The sequence below is a fragment of the Staphylococcus sp. MSU001 genome, from assembly GCF_052976705.1.
Genome location: NZ_JBRIKK010000011.1, coordinates 67734 through 88719, shown reverse-complemented (window position 1 = coordinate 88719; position 20986 = coordinate 67734). Strand labels below are relative to the sequence as shown.

At 31.0% G+C, this 20986-nt stretch carries 17 protein-coding genes; 5 read left to right on the top strand and 12 right to left on the bottom strand.

The features are described 5' to 3' along the window. Window positions 1-30: 30 nt before the first annotated feature. From ACVBFA_RS06805 to ACVBFA_RS06765, 9 genes are all read right to left on the bottom strand, one after another. Window positions 31-531, bottom strand: coding sequence for a hypothetical protein (locus tag ACVBFA_RS06805; protein WP_001832127.1), 501 nt, complete (start codon window positions 529-531; stop codon window positions 31-33). A gap of 350 nt (window positions 532-881) precedes the next feature. Next, window positions 882-1679, bottom strand: coding sequence for an ABC transporter ATP-binding protein (locus ACVBFA_RS06800; protein WP_126122559.1), 798 nt, complete (start codon window positions 1677-1679; stop codon window positions 882-884). A gap of 357 nt (window positions 1680-2036) precedes the next feature. Further along, entirely contained in the window at window positions 2037-2870 is an 834-nt protein-coding gene (locus tag ACVBFA_RS06795) for a YitT family protein (RefSeq protein ID WP_126122558.1), read from the bottom strand. Between the two features lie 537 nt (window positions 2871-3407). After that, window positions 3408-4637: a NupC/NupG family nucleoside CNT transporter gene (locus ACVBFA_RS06790; RefSeq protein WP_020361346.1), complete on the bottom strand. Its 1230-nt coding sequence runs from the start codon at window positions 4635-4637 to the stop codon at window positions 3408-3410. A 285-nt stretch (window positions 4638-4922) separates the two neighbouring features. Further along, window positions 4923-6650 carry an ABC transporter ATP-binding protein gene (locus ACVBFA_RS06785; protein ID WP_002445837.1) on the bottom strand — a complete coding sequence of 576 codons (1728 nt, stop codon included), beginning with the start codon at window positions 6648-6650 and terminating at the stop codon, window positions 4923-4925. Window positions 6651-7642: 992 nt separating this feature from the next. Next, window positions 7643-8041, bottom strand: coding sequence for a glycerol-3-phosphate cytidylyltransferase (gene tagD / locus ACVBFA_RS06780; protein ID WP_001833002.1), 399 nt, complete (start codon window positions 8039-8041; stop codon window positions 7643-7645). 134 nt (window positions 8042-8175) lie between these two features. Beyond that, on the bottom strand, window positions 8176-9240 hold the full coding sequence (locus ACVBFA_RS06775) for a glycosyltransferase family 2 protein (protein ID WP_126122557.1): 1065 nt from the start codon (window positions 9238-9240) through the stop codon (window positions 8176-8178). Next, window positions 9240-10331, bottom strand: coding sequence for a teichoic acid glycerol-phosphate primase TarB (gene tarB / locus ACVBFA_RS06770; protein WP_002445835.1), 1092 nt, complete (start codon window positions 10329-10331; stop codon window positions 9240-9242). The genes ACVBFA_RS06775 and tarB overlap by 1 nt, the downstream gene beginning before the upstream one ends. 323 nt (window positions 10332-10654) lie before the next feature. Next, window positions 10655-11467, bottom strand: a complete 813-nt coding sequence (locus ACVBFA_RS06765) for an ABC transporter permease (RefSeq protein ID WP_002445834.1) — start codon at window positions 11465-11467, stop codon at window positions 10655-10657. A gap of 330 nt (window positions 11468-11797) precedes the next feature. Here ACVBFA_RS06765 and tagH point away from each other — a divergent pair, with 330 nt between their 5' ends. Next, window positions 11798-12592 carry a teichoic acids export ABC transporter ATP-binding subunit TagH gene (tagH, locus tag ACVBFA_RS06760; RefSeq protein ID WP_001832071.1) on the top strand — a complete coding sequence of 265 codons (795 nt, stop codon included), beginning with the start codon at window positions 11798-11800 and terminating at the stop codon, window positions 12590-12592. Between the two features lie 77 nt (window positions 12593-12669). Here tagH and tarA read toward each other — a convergent pair whose 3' ends face one another. After that, complete coding sequence (gene tarA / locus ACVBFA_RS06755) at window positions 12670-13428, bottom strand: N-acetylglucosaminyldiphosphoundecaprenol N-acetyl-beta-D-mannosaminyltransferase TarA (protein WP_020360340.1); 759 nt, start codon at window positions 13426-13428, stop codon at window positions 12670-12672. Between the two features lie 173 nt (window positions 13429-13601). On the opposite strand from tarA, the gene ACVBFA_RS06750 reads away from it, so the two are divergent. Beyond that, complete coding sequence (locus ACVBFA_RS06750; protein ID WP_002445832.1) at window positions 13602-14348, top strand: M50 family metallopeptidase; 747 nt, start codon at window positions 13602-13604, stop codon at window positions 14346-14348. Between the two features lie 163 nt (window positions 14349-14511). Here the strand turns inward: ACVBFA_RS06750 and ACVBFA_RS06745 are convergent, their stop codons facing one another. Continuing rightward, window positions 14512-15156: a metal-dependent transcriptional regulator gene (locus tag ACVBFA_RS06745; protein WP_002445831.1), complete on the bottom strand. Its 645-nt coding sequence runs from the start codon at window positions 15154-15156 to the stop codon at window positions 14512-14514. A gap of 119 nt (window positions 15157-15275) precedes the next feature. Between ACVBFA_RS06745 and ACVBFA_RS06740 the strand changes: the two genes are divergently transcribed. The 3 genes from ACVBFA_RS06740 to mntC are packed head-to-tail and all read left to right on the top strand — an operon-like array spanning window position 15276 to window position 17785. Continuing rightward, complete coding sequence (locus tag ACVBFA_RS06740; protein WP_126122556.1) at window positions 15276-16022, top strand: metal ABC transporter ATP-binding protein; 747 nt, start codon at window positions 15276-15278, stop codon at window positions 16020-16022. After that, window positions 16023-16859 (top strand): metal ABC transporter permease, encoded by an 837-nt coding sequence (locus ACVBFA_RS06735; protein ID WP_002445829.1) that lies wholly within the window; start codon window positions 16023-16025, stop codon window positions 16857-16859. Next, on the top strand, window positions 16856-17785 hold the full coding sequence (gene mntC / locus ACVBFA_RS06730) for a manganese ABC transporter substrate-binding lipoprotein MntC (protein WP_002445828.1): 930 nt from the start codon (window positions 16856-16858) through the stop codon (window positions 17783-17785). The genes ACVBFA_RS06735 and mntC overlap by 4 nt, the downstream gene beginning before the upstream one ends. Window positions 17786-18519: 734 nt before the next feature. Here the strand turns inward: mntC and ACVBFA_RS06725 are convergent. Next, window positions 18520-20559 (bottom strand): cation:proton antiporter, encoded by a 2040-nt coding sequence (locus tag ACVBFA_RS06725; RefSeq protein WP_002475343.1) that lies wholly within the window; start codon window positions 20557-20559, stop codon window positions 18520-18522. Between the last annotated feature and the right edge of the window lie 427 nt (window positions 20560-20986).

Genomic DNA, 20986 nt, shown 5'->3' with positions numbered 1-20986 from the left:
CAATAAACTTGAGCGACTATAACTCATTTTTTAGCGTGCATCTCTTTGATTATTCAATTCATTAATGTCTACAACTACATTATCCATACGTTTTGCTGTATCTTTAAGTACATTTCGTGCAACATTATTACTTGGATCGAGTTTTAGAATACGTTTAGCGACATCAAACGCTTTTTTATCCGAAATAACTGGCTCAGGAATAGCATGAAGTAATAACATTTGCAATAAACTCTTAACTTCATTTCCGTCAGTAAGTTTTATGGAAGAATCTGCATGATAATAAGCTGAATCTAGTGCGCCCTCATATTCACTTAAAGGATAAACAAGTAAAAGGAATGCTAAATCATGTAATTCTGATGATTCTTCTACCTTAATCATATCTAGAATACATGTATAAAACATCATACTCTCTACTTCATGAGCACTAGAGATGTATGCTTCTTCAAATTCCATAAAATCTGTTTCGGACATTAACTGTCTAACTAGTTCAAACTCGCCATTCAATACATGTTTTTTTATAAGATGTTGCATGGCAATGTCCTCCTATTGTCCAGATTTTATATAACAATTATTATTATAATACCATAATTACCTTTAAATTTCATTTAAAAAATGATTCTCAACGTTTTGGACCGTAAAATTACAATATATTTTCAAACACCTTTTCTTTATATGTATACGTCTTATAATAGCAATAATAAATGTATAAAATGGTGAACTTTAAAAATTATTGTGGTTCACGTGTTAAAATTTTTCAAACTATGGTTATGATACTAAAATACTCTATAGACTTATTAATATAAAAAAATGCTCAAAACAATTATCATTTTGAGCATTTTTTATTATAATCATATTTTATCAATAAGACTGTATTCATTTAATCATGAATAGGTCTGACAGAATAAATCGTAAGTAACTAAAATTGGTTTCCCTGTTCTCGGATCTATATCTAAAACACCATCAATATTAAATACCTTTTCTAGAATGTCCTTAGTTAACACTTTCTCAGTTTGACCAGTCGCAACAATATCTCCAGCTTTCATCGTAATAAGATGATCTGAGAAGCGTATTGCTTGATTAATGTCATGTAAAACCATGACAATAGTGCAACCTTCTTCTTCGTTGAGCTTTTTGACTAAATTTAATATTTCTAATTGATGACAAATATCTAAATAAGTTGTAGGTTCATCTAAGAAAATAATATCAGTACGTTGAGCTAGTGCCATTGCAATCCACACGCGTTGTCTTTGTCCACCACTTAAATCATTTATAGTACGATGACGAAATTCACTTGTACCTGTAACTGACAGTGCCCAGTCAATTTCTTTTTTATCTTCTGCAGTTAAACGACCAAATCCTTTTTGATGTGGAAAACGTCCATAAGAAACAAGTTCTCCCACAGTAAGTCCATCTGGGACCTCTGGTGATTGTGGTAAAATTGCTATTTTTTTAGCTATTTCTTTCGTTGATGTGGCATGAATACTCTTACCATCCAAATTAATTCTACCTTCTTTAATTGACAACAGTCTAGATAACGCTTTCAATAAAGTTGATTTCCCACACCCGTTAGGTCCAATAATAGAAGTAACCTTTCCATCAGGAATTGCGACATCCAAATTATTAATAATCGTAGAATCACCATAGCCAATTTTCACTTGTTCACCACTTAAACGACTCATAATAATTCCCCTACTTTCATTCTCTAAAATCTTGCTTTATATATAGTAAAAACATTGTTATTGATTAAGTTATTCACTCATTATCAATCATAAACTGGTAATTGATAATCATTATCATAGTTTTTATTATAACATCTCTTCTATATTATGACTAACAATTATTTTCACTATGTTATATATCATACTCGTAAATGAGCAGCAGTGAATTAAGTAGTAGTATTGACCATAATAGATAAGTAGAGAACAGTATAATAATAAAAAGCCCAAAATGGCTTTAACTAAGTAACCATTTTAGGCTTCACTTTAAAAAGTGTCTTACATTTTAGCAACTTTCTAACTTTATAACATATTGAAATTTTACTCATCTAACAAAAAACCATTACCATATACATCACGAACGTCATGAATAACTAAAAAGGCATTTTCGTCAATATTTTTGATAATTCGTTTAGCACGGGAAACTTGTGTTTTAGAGATGACGACGTAAAGTACATCTTTTTCTTCTCTAGTGTAATAACCGTGTCCATTTAATATTGTTAATCCTCTTCCAACTTGCTGATCAATAGCTTTTGCTACCTCATTCGGGCTACTAGATATAATAGTCATTGCTTTTTTAGTATTTAATCCTTCTATAACAAATTCCATCACTTTTGTACCTATATATAAAGACATAACTGTAACTAAGCACTTCGCCAAAGGAATTTCTGTCAATGAAATAAGCACAACGATAAGGTCAAAGAATAACAAAGCGTATGGCGTACTAATATCTAAATATTTATTAACAATTCTCGCAAGAATAACCGTTCCAGCAGTTGTTCCCCCTGCTAGAACGATAATACCAATTCCTAAACCAACACAAGTCCCACCAAACACAGCATTAATTACAACATTCCCAGTTTCTACATGCCATGTTTCAGTTAAACTTAGAAAGATTGAAATGAGTACTGTAGCAAAAATAGTTAAATATGTACTACGTTTGCTCAAATATTTATAACCCACAATAATTAAAATAGCATTTAAAACAAAATTGGTTATTGCCGGTGAAATATGAAAAGCATAATATAATACGATGGCTATACCAGTGACACCACCCTCACCCAAATTCCCTGAAATAACAAATGCATTGATACCTGCAGAGAAAATAAATGAACCTATAATAACTAAAATGATATCTCTGATAGTTTTATTCACTCAATCACCCCTAAAACTTTGTTTAATTATTAAAATGTTAGCATAAGGTAACTACTTACTACAATAAAATTTCAAATAAATATATGATTTAAAAAAACAACTTCACATATCATAATATTCGTAATTATAAAAATATGTCATATTAAACGTACTAAAATAGAAATTCAACACATCCGCTTTCGAACAAGTTTAAATATTCTGAATTTTTAATTTACTTATACGCCTAGGTCTGCTATAATAACTTTAACTTCTTGAAAGAGAAGTTATCTCCTTTGTGTTGTTTATAGTAACAAAACAAATTTTGCTCGAAGTACTGTGACAGTACCTAGTCCTTACCGTTACAAGTACATTAATATTCATTTCCCATAAAAGCCAAGTATAAAAAGTGTCTCCTCACTTTTATGCTTGGTTTTTATCATTTTAGAAATTCGTAAATCAATTCGTCAGCTTTCTGCAAAATTAAAAAGCACACGACTCATCTAATTACAAAATAGAATGAGTAGCGTGCCTATATAAATTAAAAATCTAAAAAGTAAATTACCAAGCAAATATTCCAACAAATGCAGCAGTAAGTAAGGATACTAAAATTCCTGCTAACAACATCATCGGTACATATTTGGAAACAAAATCAGACGTTTTCTTATCAACAATACCTTTCAATGTACCTATAATCATTCCAATAGTTGAAAAGTTTGCAAAAGAAACTAAAAATGTTGATATAACTGCTCTATGATGAGGCGTCATTGCATTGACTTGATTAGAAATTTCACCCATCACAACAAATTCGTTTGTTACAATTTTCTTCGCCATTTGTTGTGCTACTTCCCACGCTTCATTAAACGGTAAACCTAATAGTAAAGCAAATGGATACATGAAAACGCCTAAGATTTGATCAAGACCAAAGCTACCTTTGACACCAATACCATTTGCAATAAGATGTGTGATTAAATGAATCAATCTATCAATTAAGTCAGCCAAAGCTACAAAACTAATGACAAATGCAATGATAATTAATACAAGCTTTCCAGCTGCTAAAACTGAATCTCCAAGAAATGAGAAAAATGGTTGTCTTTCAGTTTGGTGATCTCTTATGCTATACACGACATCTTCTTGTTCTTCAACTGATACAGGATTCAAAATACAAGAAACTATAATTGCGTTAATAATATTTAGTGGAATTGCCGTCAATACAAGTTCTCCAGGTATCATTTGCACATAAGCGCCCACAATTGCTCCTGAAACTGAACTCATAGACATCATTGCAATAGTTAGTACCCGCATCTCATTCATGCGTTTAAGCTGTTCACTAGAAACAGCAAGAGCCTCAGTATTACCTAAGAACATCATTTCAACACCAAAAAATGATTCAAACTTAGGTTGGCGTGTAACTTTAGCAAGTACCCAACCAATACCGCCAATGATTTTTGGAAGTATATTAAAGTACATAAGAATGTCAAATAATGGTACAACTAATAAAATAGGGAAGAGCGCGCTTACTGCCATGTCCATCATTTTATTAGACGTGAAGCTTTTAAATGCAAATCCAGTACCCTCATGTGCGGATTCTATAACCCATGCTATACCGTTAGCTGCTCCTTTAACCCCTGTTCTTCCCCATGGAAAATATATAAAGAACCAAGCTAAAAACAAATTTAAAATAACCAAAATAAAAATAGATTTCCATTGTATATTCTTCCTATTTCTAGAGAAAATAACTCCTATACCTAGGAAAATAAATAACCCAATGATATTAACTAATAAAAACATTTGGCACCTACCTATATGTATTTTTATACTTTCATGCATTGATTATGCAATCCTGTAAGACTATCAATATGTCATTCTATGTATTTTGTTAATGGTGAACAATGATGAACAACAAAAAAATGAAAGCGTTTGTTTTACGTACTATGTTTCTATACAAACCCCAAAAGTTCTTTTAATCTTACAAAAGTTATTATACCACGTGAAAAATAGGGTTAAAATGACATTTTTACAAAACTTACATAAAAAAACACGCCCTTCCACTCATTTATTAGGGCGTGATTAATATTAATCTGATAATTTTTGAGATGTAACAAAATGTCTGTATTTATCATGACTTGCCATCAATTCATGATGTGTTCCTTTACCGGTAACTTCACCTTTATCAATAAATACAATTTGACCAGCTTTTTTTATAGTCGAAAGTCGATGAGCAATAACTACAGTAGTTCTGCCTTCCATAAGGGTTTCAAGTGCTTCTTGAATTTTTAATTCACTTTCGCTATCTAGGTTCGCTGTCGCCTCGTCTAATAACAAAATATCAGGATTTTTAACAAAACTTCTAGCGATATCTATTCTTTGTCGTTGACCACCTGATAATTTGAGTCCACGCTCACCAACCATCGTGTCGTAACCTTCGTCAAACTGCATAATAAAATCATGACAATTAGCAAGCTTAGCATACTCTATTAACTCTTCATCATCAACTTTTCTATTAATACCATATAAAATATTATCTCTTATCGTTCCACTCATCATCGAATTAGATTGCATAACATAACCAATTTTTGTACGCCACTTTGAAAGTGGAATATCAAAAATACTTTGATTACCGTATTTAATATCTCCACGTTCAATATCATACATGCGCTCAATTAAATTAAAAATCGTACTTTTACCTGAACCAGAAGGTCCTACAAACGCGCTCACTTCACCTTGTGGAATACTAAATGACACATCTTCCAAAATCTTTTTAACGTCATATTTAAAATCCACGTGCTCAAATACTAATTCGCCGTCGATGATCGTAACGTCTTTAGATTCTGACAAAGCTTCAGTAGGTTCAATAGGCTCTTGCATAATTTCATATATACGACTGCTCGCACCCACAGCTTTTTTATAATCCGTAACTAGTGTCGATAAGTTAATCAGTGGCATAGATAACTGGATTACATAAAATATCATAGCAATAAGAGTTCCGGGAGTAATTGCTCCAGTACCTATTTCTAATGCACCGAAACCTAAAATAATCGCAATAGTTAATAGCATAACAACACCAGAAATGGGCTGCACGACTGCTGATATTTTAGCCTGTTTTAATCCTAATCTATATATTTTTTTAAGATTTGTATGCGCATTATCTAACTCTAAACGCTCAGTATTAGATACTTTAACTAAACGCATTTCGGTAAGCACTCTACCTAATAATCCACTGAAGTTCGCAATTTCAGATTGCGTATTGGTAGATATTTTTTGCATCACACGTCCGAGAGGAACGATGATTAAAATAAATACAGGAATAGTAATAAATGTTAATAAAGTTAATTTCCAATCCATGATAAATAGCATGACTAATGAACCTATTAAAGTTAAAACAGAAGGCAATAAATTAGGTAGCTTTTGTGAAATAAATTCATTAATCACTTTTGTATCATCTGTTAGACGACTCATTAATTGGCCACTTTCATTTTTATCAAAGAACGGCATTTTTAATTGAATAATATGTTCCCACAATAATGAACGAATCGCATAAATAATCTTTTCACCAATTTTACTTAACAAATATAGGCCTATACCGCTAAGTAATGCATTAACTAAGAAAATCGAGCCAAATATAGCTATCATTCCCCAATTAATGCTACTGACGGAAAATTTATCAACTAAACGTCCAGTGAATAATGGTACTAATAAACCACTTAAACTTCCCAACGAAGTAATGATAACCGCTGCAATGATTAACCCATATGGCCATGAGAGTTTTTTAAATAAGAAAAACAAAGGGTTTTGTTCTTTCATAGTTATACCTCGTCTTTATATTCATATTTGATCTTGCTTAATCTTGTAAAAGTTCATTTCATCCCAAATCACAAGATATATAACGATTGCTTATTTATCAGTCTTTTAAGCAAATTTATATGATACCCAAAATGTTGCAAACTATGTAATTTTAACATTCAACTTCTCATGTACGTAACTATGTTCTTCGTAGTTGATATTATAACATTTTTTATCAGAACACACGCAAAAGATTATTTAATAGTACAAAAAATTGCACGTCATCTTATTTTTATTTTCTGTCACCGTTCTGTGTTGAAAAGTACTAACGAAATATTTACTATGGTTCAATATTTCTACGAATAATCGATTTTATCCGAATCAGCTACACATAAGATCTAAAAATATTAAAATATATGTGATGAAATTTAACAATATTTAAAAATGATAATACGTGATACCAATATGAGGATTCAATTTATCAAACTCACTATCATGTATATGTTTTATGACTTTATTGATACAAAATTAACTGTCGTTTGATGTATTCTAAAAGAATTTCTATTCATTATATAATAGCTGTCAAACCACACCTTAAAACATAATCTTTGCCATAAAAATTTTGCATAGCAGCATCTAACAAATGCAATGCACTTATATCCACACACATTCGAGAAAGATGAGGTTGATATATTATCAATATAGAAAAAAGTAGCAAGATATTTTCTCATTAAATAATATCTTACTACTGTTCTCATAGATTTAGATTTATGTCTTCAACTTTATTAAATAATATATAAGCATCTCGAATTACAGAATGTTTGATTTTAAATATAAAACCTGAGACATCTATCATTATCTCAGGTTTCATTTACATATTAGCAATCGATGACTAGATAAAAATAAGTTTATATCAACCTTTTCCAACTCTAGTTCACATTAATTTAAAGAACAATTCTTTCTTATCTCTCTTTTCGAGATTAAATGTTCAATAGTGTCATAAATACTCTTAGTTATTTTGTATCTTTTCCGTATAATTCTTGCTTGATTTTGGTAGTTGAGATGCCTTCTGTGCGGTTAAGATAAATGACTTCACACTTATCTTTAAGGAAATCAAATTCCCCTTCCCAATCATGACCCATCACAAAAACATCAACATCAAAACGATCAACATCTTTTTCTTTCTGTCCCCATCCTTCTTCAGGGATAACTAAGTCTACGTATCTAATAGACTCTAACATCATCTTACGTTGTTCATAATCGTAATATGATTTTTTGTTTTTGATTTGGTTGAATTCATCAGTAGAAAGCGCAACGATAAGATAATCCCCCATCTCACGAGCTCTTCTAAGTAATTCAATATGACCATAATGAAGCAAGTCATATGTACCATAAGTAATGACTCTTTTCATGATACGAAATTCTCCTTAACTAAAAATTTAATAAAAATTTATAATCTTAATGTATCATAAATATTTTGAGCATGCCATTAATACTATATTAGATACTAAACATAAATAAATTTAAAACTTACTTCAAAGAAAAGTTATTTTTTAAAAATTCTTTTTAGTGATTCTTTACCAGAAAATGATAACTTTTTAGGTATAACTTGAAGTTTAAAACGAATTAAGCCTGGTCTGCCAATTCCAACCTCACTAAGTGCCTTTTTCCATTGTAAGTATAAAGGCTTTGTCCAATGCGTTGCACTCTGTTCAACAGCTCTAACAATTCGAAACATAGCCTCTCCCGAGTAATGTATATGCTGCATAGCTTTCATATAAGCTATAACACTTTCAAGCAAAGATTGCGTCATTTTGTTATTTTTCTTTAAATGCGCCTGTATTAAGTAACTTACTATGAGGTTATCCATTCGATAACTATAGTAGATTTTTTCATCTAATAATAATAGTAATTCCATCACGCGTTGACGAACTTTTAACGCATCACTCATATAAGGTAAAAATGTATCAGCACGTTGCGCTGTTACTGATCCTTCTCTCTCATTATAGCCATATACAATGTTAGGTATAAGTTGAATATCTCGCGCTTTAGAGAACGCTTTGACAATAAAGGTATGTTCTTCACAGAAAACGACATCTTCATCAAAACGTAATCCGGCATACTTCGTGCTAAATAATTTTGCTCCAGGTCCTATCGATTGTAAAATATCCGGTTTACGATCAAGTGTGACAATCGCATCTTTCACCATAGATTGATGGGTCGAAATGACTTGCCATTCGCCGTTAACTTCTCTGGCCATTTGACCGATAACAATATCGGTTTCTTTGTTTTTCTTAAAAGCATCCACCATTAAATCAATCCTACTAGGTAAAAACTCATCATCTGCGTCTAAAAATAAAAATGCATCAACATCTTCAGACATAGCTTCTAAGCCAACATTTCTACTTCGAGCTGCTCCTTGATTACTCTGATGAATGACTTTGATGTGAGGATGTTTTTGTTGTAGTTCTGTTAGTACATGTTGTGTTTGATCAGTTGAACCATCATTGATACAAATAATCTCATAAGGCACACTAGTATCAACTGAGAGTATGGCCCGTTTAATCGTTTCTTCAGCGTTATACACTGGAATAATTATTGCTAATTTCATTATTTCACCAACTTATTAATAAAATGGACTAACTGGTTAAGACTATCTTTTGAATTATATTGATGCCAATCATTAAATAAAGATTGAAATTGCTCATCGTTATCATGTATCGCTTGTATAATTGACTCTTCATTACTCATTTTATACCGTTCAGGAATTGCATAATAAAATTCATTCAATCCTCTTACTTTTTCATATTGTTGTTCATCATAATTATAAATAAGTGTCGGTTTATTAAGTGCACTTGCTTCAATAGGTAATGAGCTATAATCACTTATAATAATATCCGCCATAATTAACAATGAGGTGACATCGATTGAATGAGCAGTTTGACAATCAACAGTCGAAGGATGCAAATGACTCAATAACGTATAATTCGGCAAGTGCCGTTCAAAGTTTTCTTTATCAATAGTACGTTGTGCTACTTGACCTTCTCTATAGGTCGGAACATATACTGCGAGTTTATTTGTAATATGATATTTCTTTTTTAATCGTTGTTGTTCTAACTTAAGATTACTTCTAAAGTATTGGGTCAGTCTTGGAAGTCCAAACTTTAACATTTGCGATGGTGATGCATCAAACGATTGTATAAAACATTGAGCCATTTTCTCCCCACCTATCAAATAATAATCGGTAGCATCATAAACTTTTTTGTATTGTCTTACCATAGCCTTGTTTTTTAAATCAACTTGATGATCAGTTAAACCAAAATTTTTAAGAGCACCGGCAGCATGCCATGTTTGAATAACAGTTTGCCCTTTTTTCTTCTGATAGCCACCCATCATTAAATAATACGTATCTAAAATAATAACCTTTGCTTTACTTAATACTTTCATATGTTTCATAATATATTTATTTCCGGCGGGTATAAAATATGCATGATTAATGTTATTAATATCTTTCTGGTATATTTTTTTACCAATAACCGTTACATGGTATCCTTCACTACATAAGGCCTCTATAATAGGCAAAACATCTTGCTTAAAGGTCATCATTATCACAATGTGCTTCGAATTAACATTAAACGGTTTAAAAATCATATTTAAAAGCACAATAGCTAAGATATAAATCTTTTTAATTATCAATCTCATTTTTTCACCATCTTTAAATTTCCAATCATTATATCAAATTATAAACGATACTTACTTTCAAAGAAAATAAAAGCAAATAATTTTTAATTTACTCAAAAATTCTACTAAAAGTCTCGATATTATTAAAAAAGTAGGACTACGAATTCATCTTGAATCCATTGTCCTACCTCATAATGTCAATATGGCATATATTAAATTTGAACTATTTCTAACAACCAGTTATTTAAAAATTTCTTTTTATAAAAAACTAAATCTTTAATAATAAGCTAAATATTAATTCATTTTATGGTAAACCGTTAATAGAACTCTCTTGATTGACACTTTTACAAGAAGTCCGCAAAGTGATCTCTATAGCGTCTATGTAAAATAGAACCTACTATAAAGAATAAGAGAATGATAATAACGTTATATAGCATTAACTTCCAATGATCTATGAAATACCATTGATGGAACAATATTGCTGCTCGGTATGATTCTGCGATAAAATATACTGGATTAAATAACATAATTTGATGAATCAAACCACTTACGCCATGATTTTTTGGCACCCATAAAATCGGAGACATATAAAACAATATTCTCATTAATGCTTGCATAATCATCTGCGTATCTCTAATTAAAATCCCCAAAGTTGATGTTAAAAGTGCCACCGACGATGTTAGTAAATATGCAAAAGGTACATATATAAGTAATTGTACAATGTGAATTGAAGGGATAATTCCATTGCACATACAAGCTATTATAATAATTGCTAATAATCCTAAATGACCATAGAACCTACTTGTTACAATATAAGTAGGAATGATTGAAAGTGGGAAATTCATCTTTGCCACTTGATTGAATTTCTGAGAGATTGATTTAGTCCCTTCTAACACACCTTGATTAATAAAGAACCACATACTTATACCAACTAACAACCAAAATACAAACGGAATGCCATGTATTGGTGCATTGCTTCTAATTCCTAAACCAAAAACAAGCCAGTACACCATGATTTGTAAAGCAGGGTTCAATACTTCCCATGCAATACCCAGATAGTTATTATGATTGGTAATTTTAATTTGGAATTGTGCTAGTCTTTGAATTAAATAGAAGTTTTTGATATGTTCTTTTAAAACCGTTCCAACTGCGAACATTAAACTTAACCACGCTTTCTCCTATAATAGATTATCTATCTATTGTAAATCATTAATAGTTTCTCTTTAATTTGATTCATTGAGTCCATTCTTAAATAATAACATTTAACTGTTTATCATAAGCTCATTATATTATACAATCAATTCAGTTAAAAATTGTTAGAAATTTCGTGTAAGATTGAATTTTAGAAAATGAACCACTTTCTTAACTCACTGTGTTAAATTTATTTTCAATAAAATCTTCTATTCACTTTACACTAGGTTAATAAATTTAACAACTGATGTGTTGTATATTATAATCTATATAAATGTTTATAAGGATGGTACAAAATGAGCGTTTCGGTAAATATTGAAAATTTGACAAAAGAATACCGTATCTATAGAAATAATAAAGATAGAATTAAAGATGCATTAATACCTAAAAACAAAAATAAAACATTTTACGCTCTGGATAACGTAAGTTTAACAGCGCATGAGGGAGATGTGATAGGCTTAGTCGGCATCAACGGTTCAGGTAAGTCTACTTTAAGTAATATGATTGGTGGCTCAATTTCACCAAGTTCCGGTGAAATAACAAGACATGGTGATGTGAGTGTCATCGCTATTAATGCAGGTTTAAACGGACAATTGACAGGTGTAGAAAATATTGAATTTAAAATGCTCTGCATGGGCTTTAAAAGGAAAGAAATTAAAAAATTAATGCCGGAAATTATAGAATTTAGTGAACTCGGCGAATTTATTTATCAACCTGTTAAAAAATATTCAAGTGGTATGCGTGCAAAACTTGGATTTTCAATTAATATTACTGTTAATCCTGACATATTAGTTATTGACGAAGCATTATCAGTAGGCGATCAAACATTTACTCAAAAATGTTTAGATAAAATTTATGAATTTAAAGCGGCTAAAAAAACAATATTTTTTGTTAGTCATAATATTAGACAAGTGCGCGAATTTTGTACAAAAATCGCTTGGATAGAGGGCGGTAAACTAAAAGAATTCGGCGAACTTGAAGAAGTATTACCTGATTATGAGGCATTTCTTAAAACTTTTAAGAAAAAATCTAAAGCAGAACAAAAGGAATTTAGAAATAAATTAGATGAGTCACGTTTTGTCGTAAAATAAATTTGAAGAAAGTAAAACTAAAACATTAAGGGAGTGCAATAAAATTCATCCGAATTGATTGCCTCCCTTTTTTACACTTATTTTGATTTCATTTTATATTTTTGTATTGCTACCTTTAACATAAATTTAGGAATACTTATCATTCTCCCAATGCGTTTCCAATCGATAAGTACACGGTATACCCACTCAATATTTAACTTTCTAAATATTTGAGGTGCCCTTTTCTTTGAGCCACTGAATACTTCAAACGACCCACCTACGCCCATCATTACAGTGTGTTTAAATTTGTCCTTATGCTTTTGAATCCATTGTTCTTGCTTTGGAAATCCCATTCCTACAAAAATGTAATCAGGATTAAAACTTGTTATACGCTTTATGACTGTTTCATCTTCTAGATGAATATAGCCATGATGATGTGCAAAGTGAATATTAGGATATTGAGATTGAAGCTTTTTCTCTGTTGTCTCAATAATTTCATTTTTAGATCCAAGCAGATATACACGCTGATGGCTGACATGTGCTATTTTCAAACATTCTTCAAGAAGTTCTATTCCTGGCACACGCCGTTTTAATGGCTGTTTTAATCGCTTTGAAGCTTTTACTATTCCTGTACCATCTGGAACTACATAATCAGCTTGATTAATTAAATTCCTATATTGCTCATGTTCAGTTGCATAATCCACGATTTCAGGATTAGCAGTCACTATAAATAAATTATCATCTGTATTACTAGATATGAACTGTTTAATATTTTCTACCATTTCCAACATTGTAGTATTATCAAAATTTACACCTAATATGTTAATTTTATTTTTTATTCTTTGGTTTTGATACATATCCAATCCCCACTTTACAACACGTTTAAAATGCATGAATATTTTAACACATGAAAATTTAAACAAAAAATATTTTCTAATCATTTACATCTAAAGTCTAAAGGATATCCATAGTCTTTTCATATATAATTAAATAAAGATGATTTTAACTTTTAAAAATACGAGGTCCACTTATGATTCATATACAAAATTTTATTACTACAACTATCCAATTAAATATCTATCTTATTTTAGTTATTGGACTGCTTTACTTAATCATACACTATTATAGATATAAAGGCTTTAACGCTTTCTTAGATATTTATTTAAATTATATACCGGTACTTACACACGAATTTGGACACGTCTTATTTAACAAACTCGTTGGTGGGAAGGCCAAAGATCTTGTCATTGTGACAAGCCCTCGAGAAAGAAACGTCACTTCACAACAAGGCTATGCCATTACACAATCTAAAGGATACTTAGGTCAGTTCATTACAACTATAGGCGGTTATCTTATGCCACCATTGATGTTTTTAACTGGATTGGTATCTATTCACTATCAATATCCAAGTATATTTATCACTATATATTTACTTATTTTTATATATTATTTCTTTATTACTTCCCGTAAACTATCACCTTTGATTGTCATTATACTCATCTCAAGTTTACTCTATTTAGTATTTAGGCAAGACCATCAATGGTTCATTTATGACATCGTCACATTAAGTTACCATTTTATTTTAGGCGTACTTTTAGGTGAAATATTACAATCATCATGGACGATTTTTCGTCTTACCTTTCAACGACCTAAACCTTCTTGGGATGGCAGTGCTTTAACGGAGATTACTCGAGTACCCACCTTTATCTTTAGTTTGGTATGGATATTATTCAATTTCTATACTGTGTATTTATTAATCAAATACACAATACTATAAATACGATACATAAATTTCATCATTCTATACATTGAATTGGTAATCACATTCTAACAACGAGTCAATGACTTAAAACGCTTATTACAAACACATTTAAATTTTTTCACGAAATTCCAATACCTTAAAAATGCCTAGGAAATTAATCCTAGGCTCTTTTTATCGTTTATTTTTCTGCAAAAATATTCATCGCATTTTCATAGCTTAAAATTGTTACAATATCATTCCTCTTAAGAATAATAACCTTATTGGTATCATCTTTGGATACAACTTCAACTGTATTTCCAATATAAATATCCTTACTTGATAAGTAAACTAACAACTCTGTCTTATCACGAACTCGTCGTACAGTAACACATTCTCCAGGTTCAAAATTGAGAATTGACGTAGTAAAAATTTCTTTATATTGATCACCTCTAGGAATGACGCCTCCATGAGGGCATGTTTTCGGAAAGTTTAAAATCTTATCTAAACGTTCTACAAATAAATCTGATATCCGATGTTCAAGTATTTCAGCTTCTTGATGAACTTCTTCCCAATTATATTGTAAAATTTCTATTAAAAATAATTCTAGTAATCGATGTCGCTTAATGATGTCTAACGTTTGCTTTAATCCTTCTTCAGTTAAACGGGCACCTTTATAGTGTTTTGTTTCAACATAGCCTTCCTTTTCTAAACGACCCACCATTTCACTTACTGATGGTGGTTTGATATTTAAAAATTGTGATAGTTTTTTATTTGATACAAAGGACACGTCGCCATCATTAGTCAAAATTGCTTTCAAATAATCCTCTTTTTCTTCAGTTAACATCGTTTCACCTCACACATTCACTTTATTGTACCATGAATTAACTTGACATGTTAAAACTTCAGGGTATATTATAAAATAAATTAGGTTAACCTAAACTTTTTATTAGGAGGTTTTAATTATTGCTCGAAGTGAATCATTTGAATTTATTTTTGGGAAAAAAGCACATTCTTAAAGATATTACATTCTCATTACCTATAAATGGTGAAATCATTGGTATTGTAGGACCTAATGGTGCCGGTAAATCATCTCTTCTCAAAGCATTTATTGGAGAATTTAAAGCGACTGGTAAACATACATTATATGATCACCCTATACATACACAGCTTAGATATATTACATATATCCCACAAAAAGCACATATTGATTTAGATTTTCCTATAAAAGTGGATCAAGTGATACTATCAGGATGTTATGAAGACATTGGATGGTTTAAAAAAGCAAGTGTAGTTGAAAAAACGAAACTTAACCAATTACTGAATGATTTAGAACTCGACCATATACGCCATCGGCAAATTGCAGAATTAAGTGGTGGACAATTACAACGTGTTCTTGTTGCAAGAGCACTTATGAGTAATAGTGATATTTATTGTTTAGACGAACCTTTTGTTGGCATCGACATTTACAGCGAACAACTGATTATGAAGAAAATTAAACATTTAAGACATATGGGTAAATTGATTTTAATTGTTCATCATGATTTATCAAAAGCAGATCAATATTTTGATCGCATTTTATTATTAAATCAATCGTTGCAATTTTTGGGGTCAACAAAAGAAGCCCTATCATCTAAACGATTAAATGCAACTTTCATTAATTACAAAGATGATTCGCTTTTAACACTATCCTCACAAGGGAGTACGAATTAGATGTTAGATTTCTTTAACCATTTACTTAGTTATCAATTTTTAAACCGTGCATTAATCACATCTATTTTAGTTGGGATTGTATGTGGGACGATGGGTAGCATTATTGTTTTACGCGGTCTTTCTTTAATGGGTGATGCCATGAGTCATGCTGTTTTACCAGGTGTTGCTTTATCTTTCTTATTTAATATTCCAATGTTTATCGGGGCACTTGTAACAGGAATGCTTGCAAGTTTGTTTATTGGTTTTATTACTTCAAACAGTAAAACAAAACCAGATGCTGCAATAGGAATTAGTTTCACTGCATTCCTAGCATCTGGCGTCATAATTATTAGTTTAATCAATAGTACAACAGATTTATATCACATTTTATTTGGTAATTTATTAGCAATTACGCATCAATCATTTTGGACAACAATTGTCATTACTGTATTAGTTATTTTACTTATTATTATCTTTTATAGACCTTTAATGATTTCAACATTTGATTCAACTTTTAGTCGTATGAGCGGTCTGAACACAACAATAATTCACTACTTTGTCATGTTATTACTCGCACTTGTGACTGTTGCGAGCATACAAACAGTTGGAATCATCCTTGTAGTTGCTTTACTAATTACTCCAGCATCTACAGCTTTTTTAATCAGTAAACAACTTTATACCATGATGGTAATTGCAAGCATAATCAGCGTGATAAGTTCGATTATCGGTCTATATTTTAGTTATATATATAATATTCCAAGTGGAGCAACTATTGTAATCTGTACCTTTATGATTTATATTGTAACGCTATCAATCACTAGAATTAAAAATAAACAAAAAAGGAGCGCTTTAACGTGAAAAAAATTCTCGCTTTAGTAATAGCATTTTTAATTATCCTTGCCGCGTGTGGGAATCAAAGTAACCATGAACATCACTCACATGAAGGAAAATTAAAAGTTGTAACTACAAACTCTATTCTCTATGACATGGTTAAACGTGTCGGTGGAAATAAAGTCGATGTTCATAGCATCGTTCCAGTAGGACAAGACCCACATGAATATGAGGTTAAGCCTAAAGATATTAAAGCATTAACAGATGCTGACGTTGTATTTTATAATGGTTTAAACCTAGAAACTGGAAATGGTTGGTTTGAAAAAGCACTTGACCAAGCAGGAAAATCAACAAAAGATAAAAGTGTGATAGCAGCATCAAATAATGTTAAACCAATATACTTAAATGGTGAGGAAGGTAACAAAAACAAACAAGATCCTCATGCATGGTTAAGTTTAGATAATGGAATTAAATACGTAAAAACAATACAAAAATCACTAGAACATCATGATAAAAAAGATAAGTCTACATATGAAAAGCAAGGGAATGCATATATATCAAAATTAGAAGAACTTAATAAAGATAGTAAAAATAAATTTGATGACATACCCCAAAATCAACGTGCCATGATGACAAGTGAAGGTGCATTTAAATATTTTGCTCAACAATTCGATGTTAAACCAGGTTATATTTGGGAGATAAACACAGAAAAACAAGGTACACCTGGTCAAATGAAACAAGCTATTAAATTTGTTAAAGATCATCATTTAAAACATTTATTAGTTGAAACGAGCGTAGATAAAAAAGCTATGCAAAGTTTATCAGAAGAAACTAAGAAAGATATTTATGGTGAAGTATTTACCGACTCTATAGGTAAGAAAGGTACTAAAGGGGATTCATACTATAAAATGATGAAATCTAATATTGATACAATACATGGTAGTATGAAATAACATGGTAAAAATAGCCCTAAATGATATGTTAATAAGACCGGATTCGTTTTGAATTCGGTCGCTAATGGCAACGAAGACTATAGTTGAAACAACTTATTTCAAGCCAACTTTCAACTCAGTCATCGTCTGCCATTATATTTAAACATTTTGAGCAGAGGATTACTTCTTTATACTCATCATACTATATAACTAGTAGTCCCATATCGTGTGGTTTTATATTACCCTCCTATAATATAAACAACATCTTTTACACACGATATGGTGGTATTAGTTAGCTGTACATTATCATAAATAAACTGAAGCCCCACCCTCTCCGTAAATGGTGCTTTAAATAATGATGATGTACCAATACATTACTTCATATTTTTGAGCGATAAGTATGAATAATGTATATACAATGAATATCTAATTACTTGTGTCATTAATTGTAATTAATATTTATAAGTTCTATTCAATTTTTGAATAGTTACTAAAGCCACAAATAATCACTCAGTTATCTCCGTGGTATCCATTATCCTCCCCATGGAGACGTTAGTTGCACTAATCAATTGATATTAGTGCAACTTTTTCATTTTAAATAAAATTTCAAACTACATGAATGCGATCTATACAAATATGTTTAACCGAACAATATATTCTAAGCAACCATATCATTTAAAATGATAAAAGCTTCCAAATCAACTTTAGTTTAAGAAGTCATTTGGAAGCTTTGCTTATATATTATTTTTTATTCATTATGTCATACTATCTACAATAACCATTTCATCATAATTAATGGATTCTCTTAATTTTAATGCAGTACCTTCTGTTATCTCATCATTTTCAATTAGTTCTCTTAGAATACGACGTTGTTCTCTTAAAGCATTTAATTTAATTTTGGTAAGTGTATCTTCATGTCTGGAATTAAAGAAGTTGTTCGGTGTTAAGTTATCTATTCTCATCAGATATCCATCGCAAATCATACCTACTTCTAGTTTATTATCAGTAGTAGCTTCTTGGGCTAAACGACTTACGACGTTATAATGAACAAGCTTATTGATTTTACCCAATTCTAATAAGTTATCAGTAACACTAAGAGATGATGCTGAATTAATTTTTGTTTTTACACGACGTTTCAATAGCATTCCTCTTAAACCAACAATAATACGTCTTAATAACGAAGCTTGTTTATACACTTCTGTTCGTTCAGCATAACGCATATAGTTTTCAAGAACACTCTCAGTAATTTCGCCATCATCAACCAATTTCTCTAGCGTTTTTGTTTCTACGTTAAATGCAATCTTTTGAAGTCGTTCTAGTTCTTTGGAGTTTTCATCTTCCTTTTCAACCGTTTTTAAAAATGTGAGTTTATCGTGGTAATCTTTAATGACGTTTCCATAACGGTAACTCGTTTCAAACGTCGATTTTTGATTTAGATAATCGATAACATGTTCTAAAATGTAGATTCTCGCCTCTTTAAATGACATATTACCTATCTTCACTTTAGGGCTATCAGGCGTTACTAAAGGAAGAATGACTTGTGCAATAATTAAACTTAATATTACCATTCCGGAAGCAATAAATAATAAATCATTTCGATAAGCAAATGTTTCATGATTTGCTAATAAATATGGCAAGGTTAAGGCGATTGCGAGTGAAATTGTTCCATGCACACCACATAGAGTCATGATTAGTGCATATAAGCTACGCTTAGGTTTACTCTCAGTAACTTTATCTTCATCATTTTTAGAAATCATTTTTTGGAATGGACTGACAGATAAATAGAAATAAGGATAAAGTACATATACCCACACAAATCTAAAGAGATACACCGCAAGAGCGACTAGCAATGTGATGACGATTAAGAATAATAAATTATGCGGTTCAGTTTTAATAATTTTCACTATTACCTCTGGTACTAAAAAACCTAAAATTGAAAACACAAAACCATTTAAAACGTAGCCTAAAATACTCCATGTGTGATTATAGCTCATCTGTAGTTGTGTTCTCGTTTGAGCTATACGGTCACGTTCAAATCCATGCACGAGTCCCGCAACTACTGCTGCAATAATCCCTGATGCATGGAATAATTCAGCAATCAAATAAGTGACAAACGGCGTCAGCAATTGTATAAATGTAAACATGTTAATGTTCTCAATGCCACGTCTCATTAATGTTAAACGAAATCTAACTAAAGCCATACCTATAAGTAGGCCGACAATAGCACCTCCGATAGAGGCAATCAAAAATTGTTGAATCGCATCAAAAATGGAAAAAGTTCCAGTAATCAATACACCAACGGCAATTTTAAATGAAATGATACCTGCAGCATCATTAAGTAAAGATTCACCTTCAAGAATGGTCATTGAACCTTTTGGTAAAACCTTACCATTCGTGATTGCTTGTACAGCAACAGCGTCTGTAGGACAAAGGATAGCTGCAATTGCGAAAGCAGCACCTATAGGTAATTCAGGCCAAATCCAATGAATAAACAGTCCTACGCCTATAACAGTAGTTATAACAAGACCTAGAGCCATCATCATAACAGGTTTGATATACTTCCTTAAATGTACTCTTGAAACATTAACACCCTCAACGAATAGTAATGGTGCGATCAATGTAACCATAAATAATTCAGAATCAAAATTGAATTCAACTGGAATGGGAGTGAGGTATAAAATCATCCCAAGAAAAATTTGGATAAATGCAAGAGGTACTTTAGGTATGAAAGTATGTACAAAGGAGCTCACAATAACTAGTGCGACAAATATGAGTAGAGTTTCAAATATCTCCACACTTTCACCTCTTTATTAATTTTTAATTGCAAACTTAGTCATCAAAACAATAAAAAGTTGCGAGGTTATCTACTGCAACACTGAAGAAGTGAAATAATAACAATAAAGTCATTCCTATAAGGACATAACTATTAACACTCAATCATGCCACAAACATACTATTCAAAACTCAATCATTTTCTTTATCAGTGAAATCAAACATGAACATTTAAATTATAAAGCTCGCTTCTTCGAACGAGAAAATGCTTATGTGTAATTTCATTGAAAAATTAGTGACAACTGTCATTCACAATTATTCTTGATTATAATTTTATCATTTATTAACCAGATTCTTAAATAAATAGCTTTTATATCATTAATATCTTCACCTCAGATATACAAAAACTACTAGTATATAAGATATATCTTTTATATGCTAGTAGTTTAA

Bases quoted from the DNA above. Each gene is read 5' to 3' on its own strand.
- ACVBFA_RS06805 (WP_001832127.1), bottom strand. From the start codon at position 531: ATGCAACATCTTATAAAAAAACATGTATTGAATGGCGAGTTTGAACTA.
- ACVBFA_RS06800 (WP_126122559.1), bottom strand. From the start codon at position 1,679: ATGAGTCGTTTAAGTGGTGAACAAGTGAAAATTGGCTATGGTGATTCT.
- ACVBFA_RS06790 (WP_020361346.1), bottom strand. From the start codon at position 4,637: ATGTTTTTATTAGTTAATATCATTGGGTTATTTATTTTCCTAGGTATA.
- ACVBFA_RS06785 (WP_002445837.1), bottom strand. From the start codon at position 6,650: ATGAAAGAACAAAACCCTTTGTTTTTCTTATTTAAAAAACTCTCATGG.
- tagD (WP_001833002.1), bottom strand. From the start codon at position 8,041: ATGAAAAGAGTCATTACTTATGGTACATATGACTTGCTTCATTATGGT.
- ACVBFA_RS06775 (WP_126122557.1), bottom strand. From the start codon at position 9,240: ATGAAATTAGCAATAATTATTCCAGTGTATAACGCTGAAGAAACGATT.
- tarB (WP_002445835.1), bottom strand. From the start codon at position 10,331: ATGAGATTGATAATTAAAAAGATTTATATCTTAGCTATTGTGCTTTTA.
- ACVBFA_RS06765 (WP_002445834.1), bottom strand. From the start codon at position 11,467: ATGTTCGCAGTTGGAACGGTTTTAAAAGAACATATCAAAAACTTCTAT.
- tagH (WP_001832071.1), top strand. From the start codon at position 11,798: ATGAGCGTTTCGGTAAATATTGAAAATTTGACAAAAGAATACCGTATC.
- tarA (WP_020360340.1), bottom strand. From the start codon at position 13,428: ATGTATCAAAACCAAAGAATAAAAAATAAAATTAACATATTAGGTGTA.
- ACVBFA_RS06750 (WP_002445832.1), top strand. From the start codon at position 13,602: ATGATTCATATACAAAATTTTATTACTACAACTATCCAATTAAATATC.
- ACVBFA_RS06745 (WP_002445831.1), bottom strand. From the start codon at position 15,156: ATGTTAACTGAAGAAAAAGAGGATTATTTGAAAGCAATTTTGACTAAT.
- ACVBFA_RS06735 (WP_002445829.1), top strand. From the start codon at position 16,023: ATGTTAGATTTCTTTAACCATTTACTTAGTTATCAATTTTTAAACCGT.